Origin of the sequence: Photobacterium kishitanii, from assembly GCF_000613045.3 — a bacterium.
Classification (GTDB): domain Bacteria; phylum Pseudomonadota; class Gammaproteobacteria; order Enterobacterales; family Vibrionaceae; genus Photobacterium; species Photobacterium kishitanii.
In genome coordinates this window covers 2,326,130-2,343,488 of record NZ_LN794352.1, presented here as the reverse complement: position 1 = coordinate 2,343,488, position 17,359 = coordinate 2,326,130, and the positions used below count along the sequence as shown (strand labels likewise).

15 protein-coding genes are annotated in these 17,359 nt (G+C 40.3%); 12 read left to right on the top strand and 3 right to left on the bottom strand.

Going from position 1 to position 17,359, the window contains the following annotated elements; genetic code table 11:
- From mepM to PPBDW_RS10975, 4 genes are all read left to right on the top strand, one after another.
- Positions 1 to 1,362, top strand: a complete 1,362-nt coding sequence (gene mepM, locus PPBDW_RS10990; protein ID WP_036795490.1) for a murein DD-endopeptidase MepM — start codon at positions 1 to 3, stop codon at positions 1,360 to 1,362.
- 253 nt (positions 1,363 to 1,615) lie between these two features.
- Positions 1,616 to 1,843, top strand: coding sequence for a FeoA family protein (locus PPBDW_RS10985; protein WP_036795487.1), 228 nt, complete (start codon positions 1,616 to 1,618; stop codon positions 1,841 to 1,843).
- Positions 1,843 to 4,128 carry a Fe(2+) transporter permease subunit FeoB gene (feoB, locus tag PPBDW_RS10980; protein WP_036795486.1) on the top strand — a complete coding sequence of 762 codons (2,286 nt, stop codon included), beginning with the start codon at positions 1,843 to 1,845 and terminating at the stop codon, positions 4,126 to 4,128. The genes PPBDW_RS10985 and feoB overlap by 1 nt, the downstream gene beginning before the upstream one ends.
- Positions 4,125 to 4,367 carry a FeoC-like transcriptional regulator gene (locus tag PPBDW_RS10975; RefSeq protein WP_036795484.1) on the top strand — a complete coding sequence of 81 codons (243 nt, stop codon included), beginning with the start codon at positions 4,125 to 4,127 and terminating at the stop codon, positions 4,365 to 4,367. Before feoB ends, PPBDW_RS10975 begins: the two co-directional genes overlap by 4 nt.
- A gap of 147 nt (positions 4,368 to 4,514) precedes the next feature.
- Here PPBDW_RS10975 and PPBDW_RS10970 read toward each other — a convergent pair whose 3' ends face one another.
- Complete coding sequence (locus PPBDW_RS10970) at positions 4,515 to 4,949, bottom strand: HIT domain-containing protein (RefSeq protein ID WP_036795482.1); 435 nt, start codon at positions 4,947 to 4,949, stop codon at positions 4,515 to 4,517.
- Positions 4,950 to 5,118: 169 nt separating this feature from the next.
- Here PPBDW_RS10970 and PPBDW_RS10965 point away from each other — a divergent pair, with 169 nt between their 5' ends.
- The gene (locus tag PPBDW_RS10965) at positions 5,119 to 5,724 is read left to right on the top strand and encodes a DUF924 family protein (protein ID WP_036795480.1); all 606 of its coding nucleotides are present in this window, start codon (positions 5,119 to 5,121) and stop codon (positions 5,722 to 5,724) included.
- 77 nt (positions 5,725 to 5,801) lie between these two features.
- On the opposite strand, the gene argS is transcribed toward PPBDW_RS10965, so the two are convergent.
- Complete coding sequence (gene argS, locus PPBDW_RS10960) at positions 5,802 to 7,532, bottom strand: arginine--tRNA ligase (protein ID WP_036795478.1); 1,731 nt, start codon at positions 7,530 to 7,532, stop codon at positions 5,802 to 5,804.
- A 412-nt stretch (positions 7,533 to 7,944) separates the two neighbouring features.
- On the opposite strand from argS, the gene PPBDW_RS10955 reads away from it, so the two are divergent.
- Entirely contained in the window at positions 7,945 to 8,529 is a 585-nt protein-coding gene (locus PPBDW_RS10955) for a VOC family protein (RefSeq protein ID WP_036795477.1), read from the top strand.
- Between the two features lie 79 nt (positions 8,530 to 8,608).
- On the opposite strand, the gene purU is transcribed toward PPBDW_RS10955, so the two are convergent.
- On the bottom strand, positions 8,609 to 9,442 hold the full coding sequence (purU, locus tag PPBDW_RS10950) for a formyltetrahydrofolate deformylase (RefSeq protein ID WP_036795476.1): 834 nt from the start codon (positions 9,440 to 9,442) through the stop codon (positions 8,609 to 8,611).
- A 206-nt stretch (positions 9,443 to 9,648) separates the two neighbouring features.
- Between purU and yoaA the strand changes: the two genes are divergently transcribed.
- The 6 genes from yoaA to rnd all read left to right on the top strand — a co-directional run bounded on the left by yoaA (position 9,649) and on the right by rnd (position 17,303).
- Positions 9,649 to 11,592: a DNA repair helicase YoaA gene (yoaA, locus tag PPBDW_RS10945; RefSeq protein WP_036795475.1), complete on the top strand. Its 1,944-nt coding sequence runs from the start codon at positions 9,649 to 9,651 to the stop codon at positions 11,590 to 11,592.
- Positions 11,593 to 11,607: 15 nt separating this feature from the next.
- Positions 11,608 to 12,309: a tRNA (adenosine(37)-N6)-threonylcarbamoyltransferase complex dimerization subunit type 1 TsaB gene (gene tsaB / locus PPBDW_RS10940; protein WP_036795474.1), complete on the top strand. Its 702-nt coding sequence runs from the start codon at positions 11,608 to 11,610 to the stop codon at positions 12,307 to 12,309.
- Positions 12,310 to 12,705: 396 nt separating this feature from the next.
- Positions 12,706 to 13,275, top strand: coding sequence for a Slp family lipoprotein (locus PPBDW_RS10935; protein ID WP_036795473.1), 570 nt, complete (start codon positions 12,706 to 12,708; stop codon positions 13,273 to 13,275).
- 5 nt (positions 13,276 to 13,280) lie between these two features.
- Positions 13,281 to 14,150, top strand: a complete 870-nt coding sequence (locus PPBDW_RS10930) for an alpha/beta fold hydrolase (protein ID WP_036795472.1) — start codon at positions 13,281 to 13,283, stop codon at positions 14,148 to 14,150.
- Positions 14,151 to 14,332: 182 nt separating this feature from the next.
- Positions 14,333 to 16,024: a long-chain-fatty-acid--CoA ligase FadD gene (fadD, locus tag PPBDW_RS10925; RefSeq protein ID WP_036795471.1), complete on the top strand. Its 1,692-nt coding sequence runs from the start codon at positions 14,333 to 14,335 to the stop codon at positions 16,022 to 16,024.
- A gap of 154 nt (positions 16,025 to 16,178) precedes the next feature.
- Positions 16,179 to 17,303 carry a ribonuclease D gene (gene rnd, locus PPBDW_RS10920; RefSeq protein WP_036795469.1) on the top strand — a complete coding sequence of 375 codons (1,125 nt, stop codon included), beginning with the start codon at positions 16,179 to 16,181 and terminating at the stop codon, positions 17,301 to 17,303.
- The last annotated feature ends 56 nt before the right edge of the window (positions 17,304 to 17,359 follow it).

Here is a 17,359-nt window from a genome sequence, read left to right as displayed (position 1 = left end):
ATGAAATATTATATCGCTGCGGTAACATCATTAAAGATGTTACCGCTGCAGCATAAAATTGCGTTATTCTCGACAACAATTTTGATGGTGGCTGCTATTGCATGGCAGCCATCTAAACCTGCAATACCTTTCCCGATATTAAAAAAACCGCCACCTATTGCTGTGCCTATTAATATTACTCCGGCTGAAATATCAGAACCCGATAGTGAACCAATGGGCGCGTCTCTAGATCAAAATGATCCTCAATTTCAAGCGCCAAAAGATGAAATTGAGCAGCAATTAGTACAAGCACATGCTGAAACCGAATCTAAACATCGAGTATCATCAGGGGAAACCTTGGGGGTCATATTCTCTCAATATGGCTTACCGATATCAGAAATGTATCGTCTAATTGATGCTAATAAATCAGTACAACAGCTACGCGTTGGGCAAACATTAGAATGGGAAGTCGATGCTGATGGTAAGTTGACATCGCTGAGTATTATTCGTAGTAAGAAAGTGACAGATACTTATACGCTTGGTAAAAAAGGCTATAGCTATAAAGAAGTGGTGCAGAAAGGTGATATTAAGCCTGTGGTATTAACTGGGCGAGTATCCGGTAGTTTCTATAATTCAGCACGAGATGCTGGGTTAACGCCGACGCAAATTGGTAATGTGGTTAAAGCACTACAATGGAAGATGAATCTTGGCCGTGATGCCCGTAAAGGTGACTCGTTTGGTGTGGTGCTAGATCGTGAATTTATTGATGGCAAAGCTGTGGGTAAAGGTAAAATGAACGCCTTTTACTATAAAAGCCAACGCCGTGGGCATTCAATTTTTATTGCTCGTGGTGCTGATGACCAATTTTACGATCAAGATGCGCGTAGTTTGAATCGTGGTTTTAAACGGATACCATTACTCAAATCATACCGGATTAGTTCTTCATTTAATCCTAATCGTTTGCATCCGGTCACTAAGCGTCGCTCCCCACATAATGGGACCGATTTTGCGGTACCAATAGGCACTACTATTTTGGCTGCTGGTGATGGTGTCGTGGTTAAATCACGTTACCATCCGTTAGCGGGTAATTACATTGTTATCAAACATGGGCGGGAATATATGACTCGCTACTTGCATCTAAGTAAACGCCAAGTCAAAGTTGGTGATAAAGTTAAAATGGGTCAGCGAATTGCAAAAAGTGGTAATACTGGACGTTCAACAGGCCCACATTTACATTTTGAGTTGATCAAAAATGGACGTCCTGTTAATGCAATGAAAGTTCCCCTACCGCAAGCAGAGCCGTTGCGAGGTAGCACTCGAACACAATTTATGCGTAGTGTTAAAGCGTATAAAAAACAATTAAGCACTCAGATGCCGAGTTAAAACCAATATAAAGAGTTGTTCTTAAAGCGTATCGAAAGGTACGCTTTTTTTATGTGTGTAAAAAATAATGACAAAAGAGTAATAATGCAGGCTTATTGGTTATTTATATCGAAAAGTCGCAATTAATAAGTGATAACTATTATTTTAAATCAGTCATGGAATAATTGATTTAAGACAAGACTAATTTCGTATCAAAGTGTAAACTTCGCTACATCGTAATGAAAATAATTCTTATTAAGGTAGCCGTTTAACTATGAAGCTGTCAGATATGTCGTGTGGCCACAGCGGTACAGTAATTAATATGTCTGCGTTACCAGCGGTAACGCGTAAAAAATTAATGGTTATGGGGTTATTACCACATACAGAAATTACTGTGGTTCGCTTAGCCCCATTAGGAGACCCACTTCAGGTTCGGGTACGTGGTGTTGATATTGCGCTCCGTAAAAAAATTGCTGAAGATATAGAAGTTGAGGTTAAATAATGCAATATGACATTCTTACCGTTGGTAATCCAAATAGCGGTAAAACGACACTGTTTAATGGATTAACAGGTTCAAAACAGCAGGTGGGTAACTGGGCTGGTGTTACTGTTGAAAAAAAGACCGGTCGTTATCAGCATAATGGTGATGATTTTTCTCTGACTGATCTTCCTGGTATTTATAATCTTGATAGTGCTAATGATGCTAATAGTCTTGATGAAGCGATTGCGTCACGCGCGATTTTAACGACCCCTGCAGACGTTATTATTAATGTTGTTGATGCATCATCGCTTGAACGTAGTTTATACATGACGTTACAGCTGCGTGAATTAGGTCGACCAATGGTGGTTGTGCTTAATAAGATGGATGTATTGAAGCGTCAGCAACAAGTTATCGATCTTAAAGCTTTAGAAAAAGCTTTAGGTTGTCCTGTGGTTGCATTGTCTGCTAATAATATGGAACGTATTGGCGAGTTTAAATCAAAGCTACATAAAATGCTGATTCAAGGTATTGTCGTTTCAGACTTTTCACTTGATTATGGCAATGATTTTGAAGCAGCGGTTGAGCTATTAAAGCCTTTATTTATCCATGATGAAAAGCTCAACCCTCGCGCACAATCGATTCGTGTATTAGAAAATGATACTTTAGTTATTCACACTTTATCAGAAGAGCATAAGCAACAGGCTTGTGCTATTCGTAGTCAAATGCTGGAATTAGTTGATCCGGATATTCAAGTTGCTGATGTGCGTTATACGTTTTTACATCAATTATGTCAGAAAGTTCGTCGTCAAGAAGGCCGATTAAGTCATAATCTAACTGATAAAATTGACCGCGTATTATTACACCGTGCTATTGGTATCCCATTTTTCTTCTTCGTAATGTACGTTATGTTCATGTTTGCAATTAACGTGGGCAGTGCATTTATCGACTTTTTTGATATTAGTTTCGGTGCAGTGTTAGTTGATGGCGGTCATTATTTATTAGATAACCACTTGCCGGTATGGCTAGTGACTATTATTGCAAATGGTGTCGGTGGTGGTATTCAAACCGTCGCAACCTTTATCCCTGTGATTGCGTGTCTATATCTGTTCCTTGCCGTTTTGGAAAGTTCAGGTTATATGGCTCGTGCTGCTTTTGTGCTTGATAAAGTGATGCAAAAAGTAGGTTTACCCGGTAAAGCGTTTGTGCCACTTGTGCTTGGTTTTGGTTGTAATGTACCCGCTATCATGGCGACGCGTACTTTAGAACAAGAGCGTGAGCGTAAACTTGCCGCAGCAATGGCACCGTTTATGTCATGTGGTGCTCGTCTACCGGTATATGCATTATTTGCCGCTGCTTTCTTCCCTGATAATGGTCAGAACGTTGTTTTCACACTCTATATTTTGGGTATAGTCGCCGCAGTAATGACGGGACTGATTTTGCGTAATACGCTTTACCCAGGAGCAAGTGATAGCTTTATCATGGAAATGCCAAACTATGAATTACCAACAATACGTAATGTGGTGATTAAAACATGGCAGAAGTTAAAGCGCTTTGTGTTTGGTGCCGGTAAAACGATTGTGGTTGTAGTAACAATTTTAAGTTTCTTCAATTCACTCGGTACTGATGGTTCATTTGGTAATGAAGACACTTCAAAATCAGTGTTATCACATGCCGCACAAGTGGTTACTCCAGTATTAGAACCGATTGGTGTTAAAGCTGATAACTGGCCAGCAACTGTGGGTATTATTACCGGTATTTTTGCTAAAGAAGCGGTAGTAGGTACATTAAATAGTTTATATGCTCCAGCGCTTGATGGTAAGAGTGAAGAATATGATCTTATTGGCAGCCTAAAAGAAGCCGTTGCTTCTATTGGGGATAATTTATCCGCGCTAAGCTTCAGTGATCCTTTGGGTATTGAAGTAGGCGATCTTGAGAACAAAACTGCTGTTGCTGAAGAGCAAGGTGTTGATCAATCTGTGTTCGGTAATATTCAGTCACGATTTGTGAGTGGCGCTGCGGCAATGTCTTACTTAATCTTCATTCTGCTTTATACGCCATGTGCTGCGGCAATGGGTGCGTATGTACGTGAGTTTGGTAAGAAGTTTGCTGGCTTTATTGCTGGTTGGACAATGTTATTGGCTTATACTTTTGCATCATTGTTCTACCAAATTGCAGATTTTGCTCTACATCCAGCTAGTAGTTCGTTCTGGATTGCGTTCTTCATTGTTATCAATGTCGGGATCTACTTGTTGATGAAACGGCAAGGTAAAAAGCAGTCTCACTTAGAAGGATTATTGCTTGAATGATCTTACAACAGTTAAAACAGTATATTGCACAGCATGGGCGTGTGAGCCGTAAGCAGTTGGCTCTTCATTTTGGTATGTCAGAAGATGGCGTTGATGCAATGCTAGCGGTCTGGGTACGAAAAGGCGCGATAGGCAAAGAATTGGTCGGTTGTGATAGTAGCCAATGTTGTCAAACTGCTAAAGATGTGTGGTATCGATGTTTAGCGGCTAATGAGTTGTCAGTAACCGTTATGCGTTAAATATTAATAGTGATCACTAATAAGCAGCCTACGGGCTGCTTTTTTTATCTCCATTTTTATATCAATCAAGAGAAGCGCATTATAGCGACAGATTGGTTAACAAGAGTAGTAAGCGTAAAATGATAGCTACGCTTACTAAAGTCGAGATTACGCGTTGATAGCGGTAAAACCTGCAATGTTACTCAGTTCTTGACGCAGTTCTTCAGCAAGTGCTTGTTGTACATCATCACTACGCTGAATACCGTTAGTATTGCCCCAAATTGGACCTGGCCATGCGATGTCATGGCTAAAGCGTGCGATATGATGAATATGAAGCTGAGGAACAAGGTTGCCAAGTGCACCAATATTAATTTTTTCTGCTTGATAGTCTTGTTCTAACAAGGCAGCAACAGCGGATGATTCACGCATTAGCTGTTGTTGATCTTGTTCTGATAAATGGTGGATCTCACGTAGTGCATCATAACGAGGCACTAAAATAAGCCATGGGCCAAGGGCTTCTTTTACCAGTAATACTTGTGATAAAGGTAAATCGCCAAGTACCGTTGTATCTGCCATTAATCGAGGATGAAGAATGAAACTCATGTAATTATTCCTTAACAGTACATTCTAGCTCACAAGCTTGAGCAATATTTATTATAGTAAGCTTAATTTAGCGTAATTGGTATTATCCTTTAGGGTATGCATAATCGTCGCTTAATTAATAATGATTATCCTATAAAAACGTAGTTAAAGTGTATTAATGGGGGCTTAAATGGTAGCTGAGTATCAATTTATTCTTGATTACTGGTTTGGTGAACTAAACGGCGAAGTGACCCGTGAAAATAAAAATGTACTATGGTTTTTAGGGGGAGCTGAAGTTGATGCTGAAATTACTTCTAAGTTTCAACGCTGGGTAAGTATGGCGGGTAATGGGGAACTTAATCATTGGAGCGATACTGCGCCTGGTCGTCTTGCTTTGATTATTTTATTGGATCAATTTCCACGTAATATTTATCGCGGATTAAATGCTGCTTTTCGTTATGATCTATTAGCTCTTGCTATTTGTAAGCGTGGCTTAGCTCTTAATCAAGATGCTGAACTTGCAGCAATTGAACGAGTATTCTTTTATTTGCCCTTAGAGCATTCAGAAGACTTAGAAGATCAAGAAGAAAGTGTATTTCGATTTGATTTACTACGTAAAAATGTACAACTTGAGAACGTTACGGTGTTTGATAGCTTTTATGATTTTGCTGATAGTCATTTTCAGGTGATAAGAGAATTTGGGCGATTTCCACATCGAAATGCAGTGAAAGGACGGTTATCCACTAAGAAAGAGTTAACGTGGTTGCATGATGGCGGACTACGTTTCGGCCAATAATCAATTATGTTTGTGCTATTAAAAAAGCCTTCACGAATGAAGGCTTTTTGTTATCTAGCTATCACAATAAATCGTAATTACATACGCTCTAGTGTTTCAATGCCTAGTAAATCTAAACCTTTCTTGATTGTGTTAGCGGTTAGTAGTGCTAACTTCAAGCGGCTTTGCTTAACGGCTTCTTCAGCGTTAAGAATAGGGCATGCTTCGTAGAAGCTAGAGAACAGACCTGCAAGTTCAAACAGGTAAGTACACATTAGGTGTGGCTGACCTTCACGTGCTACAGACTGAACAGCTTCTTCAAATTGAAGTAACTTAGACAATAGTGCTTGTTCTTTTTCGTCATTGATTACGATAGGGAACGTTAGATCTTTCAGTTCAACATTTGCACGTTTGAAGATAGACGCTACACGTGTATATGCGTATTGCATGTACGGTGCAGTGTTACCTTCGAATGCAAGCATGTTGTCCCAGTCGAAGATGTAGTCTGTTGTACGGTGCTTAGAAAGATCTGAGTACTTAACCGCAGCCATTGCAACAGTTTGTGCAATGTTTGCTTTTTCTTCAGTGCTTAGCTCTGGGTTCTTTTCTTCGATTAGCTTGTTAGCACGTTCAACAGCTTCATCAAGCAGATCTGCAAGACGCACAGTACCGCCAGCACGAGTCTTAAATGGACGACCATCTTTACCTAGCATCATACCGAATGCGTGGTGCTCTAGAGAAACTTCTTCTGGAACATAACCTGCTTTACGAACGATAGACCAAGCCATCATTAGGTGTTGGTGTTGGCGTGAGTCAATGAAGTAAAGTACACGATCTGCGTGTAATTGCTCATAACGGTATTTTGCACAAGCAATATCAGTTGTGGTGTATAGGTAGCCACCATCACGCTTTTGGATGATAACACCCATAGGCTCGCCATCTTTATTCTTGTATTCGTCAAGGAAAACAACGGTTGCGCCATCACTTTCAACGGCTAGACCTTTTTGTTTTAGATCTGCAACAACAGGTGCAAGCATGTCGTTGTACATTGACTCACCCATAACGTTATCATCAGTCAATGATACGCTTAGACGATCGTAGTTACGCTGGTTTTGTTTCAGTGTGATAGCAACAAGTTGACGCCATTTCTCAAGACAGTACTCATCACCGCTTTGAAGACGAACAACGAAGTTACGTGCTGTTACGCCAAACTCTTCATCTTCATCGTAAAGTACTTTTGATTCACGGTAGAATCCTTCAAGATCGCTGATGTTCATCGAAACATCGCTGCCTTGTTGCTCTTTACGCTGCATGTTAGCGATAAGCATACCAAATTGGGTACCCCAGTCACCAAGGTGGTTAGCACGAATAACATTGTGACCTAAAAATTCTAGAGTACGTACAACAGCATCACCGATGATAGTTGAACGTAAGTGACCTACGTGCATTTCTTTTGCTACGTTAGGCGCTGAATAGTCAACAACAATCGTTTGTGCTTCGTCAGTGTTAACCGCTAGACGCTCGCTTGCTAGTGCTTCTTCACCGCGAGCTGCTAGCCATGCTTTATCAAGGAAGATATTGATAAAACCAGGACCTGCAATTTCAACTTTCTCTGCAATACCATCTAGCTCTAGGCAGTCGATAACTTTTTGAGCGAATTCACGTGGATTCATACCCAATTTTTTAGCTACGCCCATTACACCGTTTGCTTGGTAATCACCAAATTGTGCTTTTGCTGACTGACGAACTGCTGCTGGACTACCGGCAGGTGCGCCTGCAGCTTCTAATGCTTGTGATACTTTATCATTAATAAGTGCTTGAATATTCACTCGCTGTTCCTTAATCGTTTGTAACGCCAATCATATGTATGTGGCAAAAACGTCTGCGTATAGCAAGATATGCCGCCAAAAATACTCACGGAGCTAAAGTGTTTTTTGCTTCACTAAAAAAGCGGCCAAAGCTACGTGAGTATTTTTTGATGGTAGTGTTAATTTAGTTTAAACACCAATATCTTGAATAAGCAGCGTGCGTTACCCTAATAATACCCACATAGTTAGGTACTTTGGCAACTGGAAAAAGAGATTGTAAGCAATTTTTTTTAAAGTTTTTCAAATAGGCTAAAATAAAGCCAAAATTCAACAGTGATACGGGCTACCTCGTGGTAGTTTAGTTATTGGCAATGCGAAAAGTGTGAGTAATTATGCGGTTGTTTATTAAATGTTACGTGGTTGGAGAGACGAAATGCAAAATTTGAAACAATTAGGCTTACATCCTGAGCAAATGTTAGCTGATTTACCCGCTTTTATGAATCGCATTATTTGTTTAGCTGATGAGATCGGAATTTCACTCTCATCGTACGTAGCAGATCATATTGCATTAAGAGTGAATTCACAGGATATTGCACTGGAACTTCATCAGGCATGGTTAGCCTACGGCACTGAATGGTCACAGACGATTATTAATGGTCGTCCGATTGTAGTGATTGGTTTTGATAAACCACTTCGAGTCGGTGATTGGACGATTGAAGCGTTAGAGTTACCTTACCCAAGCGATAAGATTTATCCACAGCAAGGATGGGAACACGTGGAGTTTGTTATTCCGGGTAATGCGATGTCGCCTGAGCAATTAAAACAGTCTATTGATATTACCTTTCCGGCATTAAATTGGCAGCAGTTAGCAAGTAAGGGGATTAAGGTTAAAGCCAGCTCTCCAGCGGGCGAGCATGAACGTTTACCTAATCCTACTTATGCATTTAAAAAAGATAATCTATGTATTAAATTGCATTCACATTCTTTAGCCGCGGTTATTGCGAGTGAGCAAGAGTAACGTATTTGGTTACTGCACATTAAGCACAAAAAATGCCACAGTTAAATAAAGCTGTGGCATGTATTAAAGTATCTATTCTTTAAAGAATCACAGTACGATTGCCGTGAACAAATACGCGATCATCTACCACTAATCCAAGTGCTTTACTTAATACTGATTTTTCAACATCACGGCCAGATTTTGCCATTTCTTCAGCGCTAAAGGTATGATCTACTGGAATCACGTTTTGAGTAATGATTTGACCTTCATCAAGATCATTGGTGACAAAGTGAGCGGTAGCACCAATGATTTTCACACCCCGTTCAAAGGCTTGTTGGTAAGGCTTGGCACCAATAAATGCTGGTAGGAAGCTGTGATGTATATTAATGATTTTATGTGGGAATTGGGCGACAAAATTAGGCGTAAGAATACGCATATATTTTGCTAATACTACATAGTTAGGGGAATATTGCTGTATTGCTGCGAGTAATTGTGTTTCATGCTGTTCACGAGTTAGCCCTTCATGACATACATGGTGGAACGGCACATTGAACTTTTCAGTTAAATCTTGCAGCTTATCGTAGTTACCGACCACAGCTGCAATTTCAATATCTAGTGAGCCGTCAAATGTTTTTACCAAAATATCCCCTAAGCAATGGGCTTCTTTGGTAACCATAATGACCACTTTTTTACGCTCAGAACTGATTAAGCGACGCTTGCTACCTGAAGGTAAAGCACGATCGAGATCTGCTAATAACGTTTCATCATTGAAATACCCTTCGAGATCGGTACGCATGAAGAAGTGATTTTTAGCGTTATCAACATACTCTTTATTATTAATAATATTGAGCTGATGTTTATGACAGATATTAGTAATTTTTGCGATAAGGCCCATATTATCAGGGCATTCCGTTAATAATGTTTTCTTTTCCATATGTGTTCCTGATGGCGGCAACGCTGTGCACAGCCTAAAAATCATAATTTATCACTATGACGCTTATACTATGTTGGGGTCAAATAGTTTATTGAATGTGCTGTTTCATCTATACGAAATAGCACTTTAGATGGCTAGTCGTGACGTAATAAAATAGGCATAATAGAACGATTGATACTGTATAAATAACCAATAGTGCGAAGTGAATGATAGCTAAGTTTTTTGCCGCTGGTGGTGCGTTAGATAAAGCCATTCCCGGATTTCAAGCTCGACAATCTCAAATTGATATGGCAAAAGCTGTTGCTGATGCGATTAAGCAGCAATCACAATTAGTGGTTGAGGCTGGTACTGGTACGGGTAAAACATTTGCTTACCTTGTACCTGCATTAGTGAGTGGTAAGAAAACGATTATCAGTACAGGCTCAAAAAACCTACAAGAACAATTATTTCATCGTGACTTACCATTAATGGCAAGCGCGTTAGGTTTTACTGGTCGAGTCGCATTATTGAAAGGGCGCTCAAACTATCTATGTGTTGATCGTCTTAGCCGTCAAATCACTGAAAGTCATGGTGATCATTCTGATCCGATCATGCTGAGTCTATTAATTAAAACCCGCCAGTGGTCTTCGGCATCTAAAACGGGTGATCTTGGTGAATGTGAAGATATCGCAGAAGATAGCCCTGTTATACCAATGATCACTTCTACCAATGATAATTGTCTCGGACGAGAATGTCCGTCTTTTGATGATTGCTTTGTGGTTAAAGCGCGTCGTAAAGCAATGGAAGCAGATGTGGTCGTGGTTAACCATCATTTATTTCTGGCTGACTTAGCAATGAAAGATAATGGTTTTGGTGAATTGATCCCTGAAGCTGATGTGTTTATTTTTGATGAAGCTCATCAGATGCCAGATATTGCCAGCCAATATTTCGGTCAAAATTTGTCTAGTCGTCAGTTAATTGAATTGGCTAAAGATATCGAAATTGGTTATCGCACTGAAGCCAAAGATATGCGTCAACTGCAAAAAGCCGCCGCTCGTTTACAACAAGCTGCATTTGAAATGCGGATTATTTTAGGTGATCCCGGTTTTCGTGGCAATTGGCGTGAAGCATCGCAAACACCAGCCGTACAACGTGAATTAGTACGTTTGAATGATGCACTTGATTTAATCTATGATGTGCTTAAATTAGCCTTAGGGCGCAGTCAATTATTAGATGCCGCTTTTGAGCGAGCAACGTTGTTGAAAGCACGCTTAAAACGAGTGGTTGATACCAGTATTATTGGTTATTCATATTGGTACGAATGTACACCACGTCAATTTAGTTTGAATATTACGCCGTTATCAGTGGCTGATAAGTTCAGTGAGCGCATGGCTGAGCAGAAAGGGGCGTGGGTATTCACTTCGGCAACACTTGCTGTTGATGATGATTTTAGCCACTTTAGTCAGCGTTTAGGATTACAACCTAAGCAACAATTCTCTCTTGAAAGCCCATTTGATTACGCCACCCAAGCATTGTTGTGCGTTCCTCGGCATTTGCCTGAGCCTAACAGTTATGGTTTAGCAGATAAGTTAGTTGAAATGCTAACACCCATTATTGAAGCTAATGATGGTCGCTGTTTCTTTCTTTGTACTTCTCATCAAATGGTGCGTGATCTTGCCGAAGGCTTTCGAGCACGATTAGATTTGCCAGTATTAGCACAAGGTGAAACCAGTAAGCAAAAGTTATTGGCTGAATATTTAGAGCGGGGCAATGCATTATTGGTGGCAACGGGAGCATTTTGGGAAGGTATTGATGTTAGAGGCCAAGCCCTTAGCTGTGTTATCATAGATAAATTACCGTTTACAGCGCCAGATGACCCGCTATTAAAAGCACGAATCGAAGACTGTCGCTTGCGAGGTGGTGATCCATTTGCAGAGGTACAAGTACCCGATGCGGTGATCACTTTAAAGCAAGGTGTTGGTCGATTAATTCGTGATACGCAAGATAAAGGGGTATTAGTGATTTGCGATAATCGTTTAGTCACTCGTGCTTATGGCGCTGTATTCTTAAGAAGTTTACCGCCAATTCCGCGCACACGTAGTGTCGTAGGGGTTAGCGAATTTTTGTCGAACTTAACCGATACTCAGGTATTAGGAAGTGACGATACCTAACATTCAGAGGCTTGAATGAGCACCAAAATTCTGGCAGTAGATACTGCAACTGAAAACTGTTCTGTCGCGCTAATGATCGGCGATGATGTTATTTCTCGTTGTGAATATGCTCCTCGTGAGCACACCACGAAAATTTTACCAATGATTGATGCGGTACTGGCTGAGGCTGGTATTAAATTAAAGCAGCTCGATGCACTTGCTTATGGACGTGGTCCGGGTAGCTTCACTGGGGTGCGTATTGGTATTGGTATTGCGCAAGGTTTAGCCTTTGGGGCTAACTTACCAATGATTGGTGTGTCTACTTTGGCTGCAATGGCACAAGGTTCATTCCGTTTACACCAAGCAGAGCATGTGTTAACGGCGATTGATGCGCGTATGGGTGAGCTTTACTGGGGACAATACCAACGTAAAACCGATGGTGATTGGCTATTAGTGGGTAATGAGCAAGTGATTGCACCTGATGTATTATTAGCAAATGTACAGGCTGATGCTAATACATGGCTAACAGCAGGTACAGGATGGGAAGCTTATCCTGAACTGTTAAATCAACTGCCACTAAAAGCGCAGTTAGGCAGTGTGTTATATCCCGATTCACAAGATATGGTGCATTTAGCAAAATACGCTTTTGGTCGTGGTGAAATCGTCGCAGCAGAAGCCGCTAGTCCCGTTTATTTACGTGATACGGTGACATGGAAAAAATTGCCGGGTCGTGAGTGATCTAGCACTATAAATTTGTGTGATATGAAGAGTGGCAGTATATAGACTGTCACTCTTGTGTATTTATTATCTGTAATGATTCGTTCTTCTTCTATAACCTCTGCCACCATAGTTATATTTCACGCAATATCCCCTCACACCGATAGCATCAACTATTATCACTTCTATTTTATTTTGAACGAGTTTCTGTCTCTGTACTCTTAACGATACCAAATAAAGTATTGTTCGTTATTAATTATCATACAATTAATTTGCGCTTTAAGAATCGATGTTTGGGCGTGAATAGCATTAATAATATTGAGGATAACAGTGTTAGGTAATCAGTAGCGATAGGACGAAAGTAGTGATATATGTTATTTTTTGTTGAGTTATTAAACAAATATGTGGAGGTTTTAGATGTTTGGTAAGCTATTTCTTGGGGTGATATTAGTGTTTATGGTAGGCTGCGCCAGCTTACCTGCAACTTTGGTTACGAAATCGAAAAACCCGATTACAGATTTAACGGTTATTCTACAACACCCACAGGCGAATAAAGGTAAAGAAGTTCGTCTTGGTGGTGTTATTGCTTCGATTCGTAATGAACAGCAGCAAACCCGTATTGAAATGGTAGCGATGCCTTTAACTGCGGACGGTCGCCCAGTACTACATGCACAATCCCAAGGACGGTTTATTGCGTATATTCATGGCTTTTTAGAGCCACTTGAATACGCTAAAGGACGCCTGTTGACTGTTGCTGGGCAATTTTCCGGTGATGAGCAGGGAAAGATAGGTAATTACCCTTATACTTTTCCTGTAGTGCAAGTATCTGGTCAGCAATTGTGGCAAGTACAGCAACAGATACAATTAGATGATCCTTTTTGGACTCATCAACCTTGTTACTCATTTAATTGTGATCCATGGGGCAATGATTTGATGATGCCTAATTTTGGTATTAACGGCCGTATTGTTGAGCGAGTAGTACCATAATCGTGATGAACGAAATAACCTTTACGCTAGCGGAATATAATCTTGCTGGCTGCAGTAATGTCGATATAGCCACGGCACAGGTAACCTCAAAGCCGATGCTGATATTACTGCATGGTTGGCAAGATAACGCAGCTACTTTTGCTTCGTTATGGCCACGGTTAATACAAGATTACGATGTTGTTGCATTCGATTGGCCTGGACATGGTAAATCTGATCATAAAAGTGCTGATAATTATTATCATTTTTTTGATTATATTGATGATTTGCACCAAGTTATCGTTCAGCTAAAGCGTGAAAAAGTACATATAATTGGGCATTCACTAGGTGCTATTGTTGCTGGTTGTTATGCCGCAATATTTCCTGAAAATATCGATAAAATTGTACTAATTGAAGGATTATCACCGTTAACAGAGCCGCCTCACATGATTGTGGAGCGGTTACGGATGGGTATTGTTAGTCGCCAGCGTTATCGTCATCAACATCTGCGTTTAAAACAGCGTTCGATGGAAACATTTACTGACGCATTAACGCTTCGTGCTTCTGTTAATCGGCTACCTGTATCGTTATTGGAAGCGGTGGTGCAAAGAGCAACGATTGAGCGTGATGGACGCTGGTATTGGCGTCATGATCCCCGTCTCCGTTGTGATTCGCTATATCGAATGGCGCAGCAACACGCACAGGCATTGTTGAATAGTATTCAAGCTCCTGTGTTATCCATTATTGGTGACAATGGTTATGTTGACCTTCGCAAAACTGAGGTCAGTGACTGGGGGATTAATAATTTTACTCAAGTGATGGTGTCAGGGGGACATCATTGCCATTTACAAAGTTCGAACGATGTCTACCGCCATATTCGAACATTTATCCCCACTTAATTCGATTAATTATTATGTTTTATGCTTGGCATCAAAAGTTGAAGTCATGGTGTAACTATCAGATTTTAATCAAAAGTTAAATATGCTGTAATGATGATGTAAATATTCGCTTTGTTTATACCATTACGGTTTTGTTAGTTTAATAGGCACACACAGCAGTCTAATTATAAAGGAGAGTGCACGTGGATAAGGTTTGGCTTAGCCGCTATCCGGACGATGTACCGGCAGAAATTAACCCTGATGAATATTCATCTTTAGTCGACATGTTTGAGCAATCCGTACGCAAATACGCAGATCAAACGGCATTTATCAACATGGGACAGGTTATGACCTTCCGTAAGTTGGAAGAGCGTAGCCGTGCATTTGCTGCATACTTACAAAATGAGCTTAAACTTCAAAAAGGTGATCGTGTTGCTATTATGATGCCAAACTTGTTGCAATATCCAATCGCATTGTTTGGTATTTTGCGTGCAGGTTGTGTAGTCGTAAATGTTAACCCACTTTATACACCACGAGAATTAGAGCACCAACTTAATGATTCAGGTGCAAAAGCGATTGTTATCGTATCTAATTTTGCCCATACATTAGAAGCGATAGTTAAAAATACCAGTGTTAAACACGTTATTTTAACTAGCCTTGGCGACCAATTATCACGCCCGAAGGGAACTTTAGTTAACTTTGTGGTGAAGTATATTAAGAAAATGGTGCCGTCATATCACTTGCCTCACGCAACATCGCTGCGTATTGCTTTACGCAAAGGGCGAAGAATGCAATATGTTAAGCCATTTATTACTGGTGATGACATGGCATTCTTACAATATACCGGTGGTACAACAGGCATAGCCAAGGGAGCGATTCTAACTCACTATAATATGGTGTCTAACGTCATGCAGGCAAAAGGGGCTTATGGTCCAGCATTGACTGAAGGGCGTGAGTTAATCGTTACTGCACTGCCGCTATATCATGTGTTTGCACTAACTGTTAACTGTTTATTGTTAATGGAAAGAGGGGGGCAAAATTTATTGATCACTAATCCTCGTGATATTCCGACCTTTATTAAAGAATTACAGCGTTATCCTTTTTCAGCCATTACAGGCGTTAATACCTTATTTAATGCATTAGTTAATAATGAAGATTTTCACGAATTAGATTTTAGTCATTTACACTTCTCTGTCGGTGGCGGCATGTCAGTTCAACGAGCTGTTGCTGAAAAGTGGCAAAAAATCACCGGTAACTATTTACTGGAAGGTTATGGTTTAACTGAGTGTTCTCCTTTGGTTGCTGCTTATCCTTATAATTTAAATTATTATAATGGATCTATTGGCTTACCTGTTCCTTCAACAGATATTCGTATGATTGACGATGACGGTAATGTTTTAGGATTGGATCAAGTCGGTGAGTTGCAAGTCCGTGGCCCTCAGGTGATGAAAGGCTATTGGCAGCGTCCTGAAGCAACTAAAGAAGTCTTAACTGATGATGGTTGGCTATCAACGGGTGATATCGTTAAATTTGATGATGATGGTTTCTTACATATTGTTGATCGTAAGAAAGACATGATTTTAGTGTCAGGTTTTAATGTATACCCGAATGAAATTGAAGGTGTAGTTGCACTGCACGATAAAGTGCTTGAAGTCGCTGCTATCGGTCAAGCTCATGAAGTGTCAGGTGAAGTGGTTAAGCTTTGTGTGGTGAAACGAGATCAAAGTTTGACGCGAGATGAGATTATTGCCCATTGCCGTCAGCATTTAACCGGTTATAAAATCCCTAAAATTGTTGAATTTGTGGACGCCTTACCTAAGACGAATGTGGGTAAAATTCTTCGTCGAGTATTACGTGAAGAGTCAGATCAAAAATCCCAGCAAGCCACAAAATAATATTTTTACTGACATAAAATGACGTTAATTTGATAAAATAGTAGTAACGGATTGTACTAGTACGTATCTAATGCCGGCTTTGATGCCGGCATTTTACTATAAAATATTTAATAGGCTCTACAACGGGGTCGTTCTGTAATCAAAAAGGTCCATTGTGAATTTCGAGATTGTTACAACAACCGAACAACTTCGCCAGCGGTGTGAGTCAGCATGTCAGCATGCTGCTGTTATGCTTGATACTGAATTTGTACGTACGCGAACGCTTTATCCTCGTTTAGGTCTGATTCAAATGTTTGATGGTGAATATCTATCACTTATTGATCCGCTTGAAGTGCAAGATATGACGCCGCTATGGGACTTACTACGCAATCAAGCGGTAATTAAAGTCCTTCACGCTTGCGGTGAAGATCTTGAGGTGTTCCAGCATCATGCTGGTTGTTTGCCGACACCTATGCTTGATACCCAAATTATGGCGGCTTTTCTTGGCCACGGTATTTCAACGGGTTTTGGCGCGTTAGTTAAAGAATATGTTGGTGTTGAACTTGATAAAGGTGAAGCACGTACTAATTGGCTGGCTCGACCGCTTACCGACAAGCAACTTGATTATGCTGCTGCTGATGTGCATTACCTTAAACCATTATATGAAACGTTATTAGAGAAAGTTGAAGCAGCTGGTTATATGGAAGCGCTACACCAAGAATGTAATGCGATTATGCTGCGTCGAACTAAAGTACTTGATCCGAATAAAGCGTATCTTGATATTAAAAATGCATGGCAGTTAAATACAAAACAACTAGCGGTGTTACAGCAAGCTGCTGCTTGGCGAGTACGTGAAGCAAGAAAGCGTGATATTGCACTTAATTTTATTGTTAAAGAATTACATTTGTGGAAACTTGCACGATTAGAAATAAAGTCACGTTCAACGCTTGAAAAAGAAGGTTTTGAACCGATGGAGATTCAGCGACATGGTAACCGTTTATTGAAAATGGTACATGACTGCGATGCGATTAATTGTGCAGATTACCCACCAAAAATTGAGCGGTTGGTTGATTTTGCTGGCTATAAACAGATGGTGAAGCGTTTAAAAGACGTGGTAGCAGATGTTGAGTTAGCAACAGGGTTAGCGCCTGAATTTTTAGCCTCTAAAAAGCAGATTCATCAATTGTTATCGTGGGCTTGGAAGCATCAGCGTGCTGATGAAAAACGTCCAGAAATGCTTAAAAATTGGCGTCAAGGCTTATTTGAAACACGAGTATTATCTATACTTGATGAAAAATAAACGTGGCAATATATAAGATAATAAAAAGCCCCGCTAAGTATCACTTAGCGGGGCTT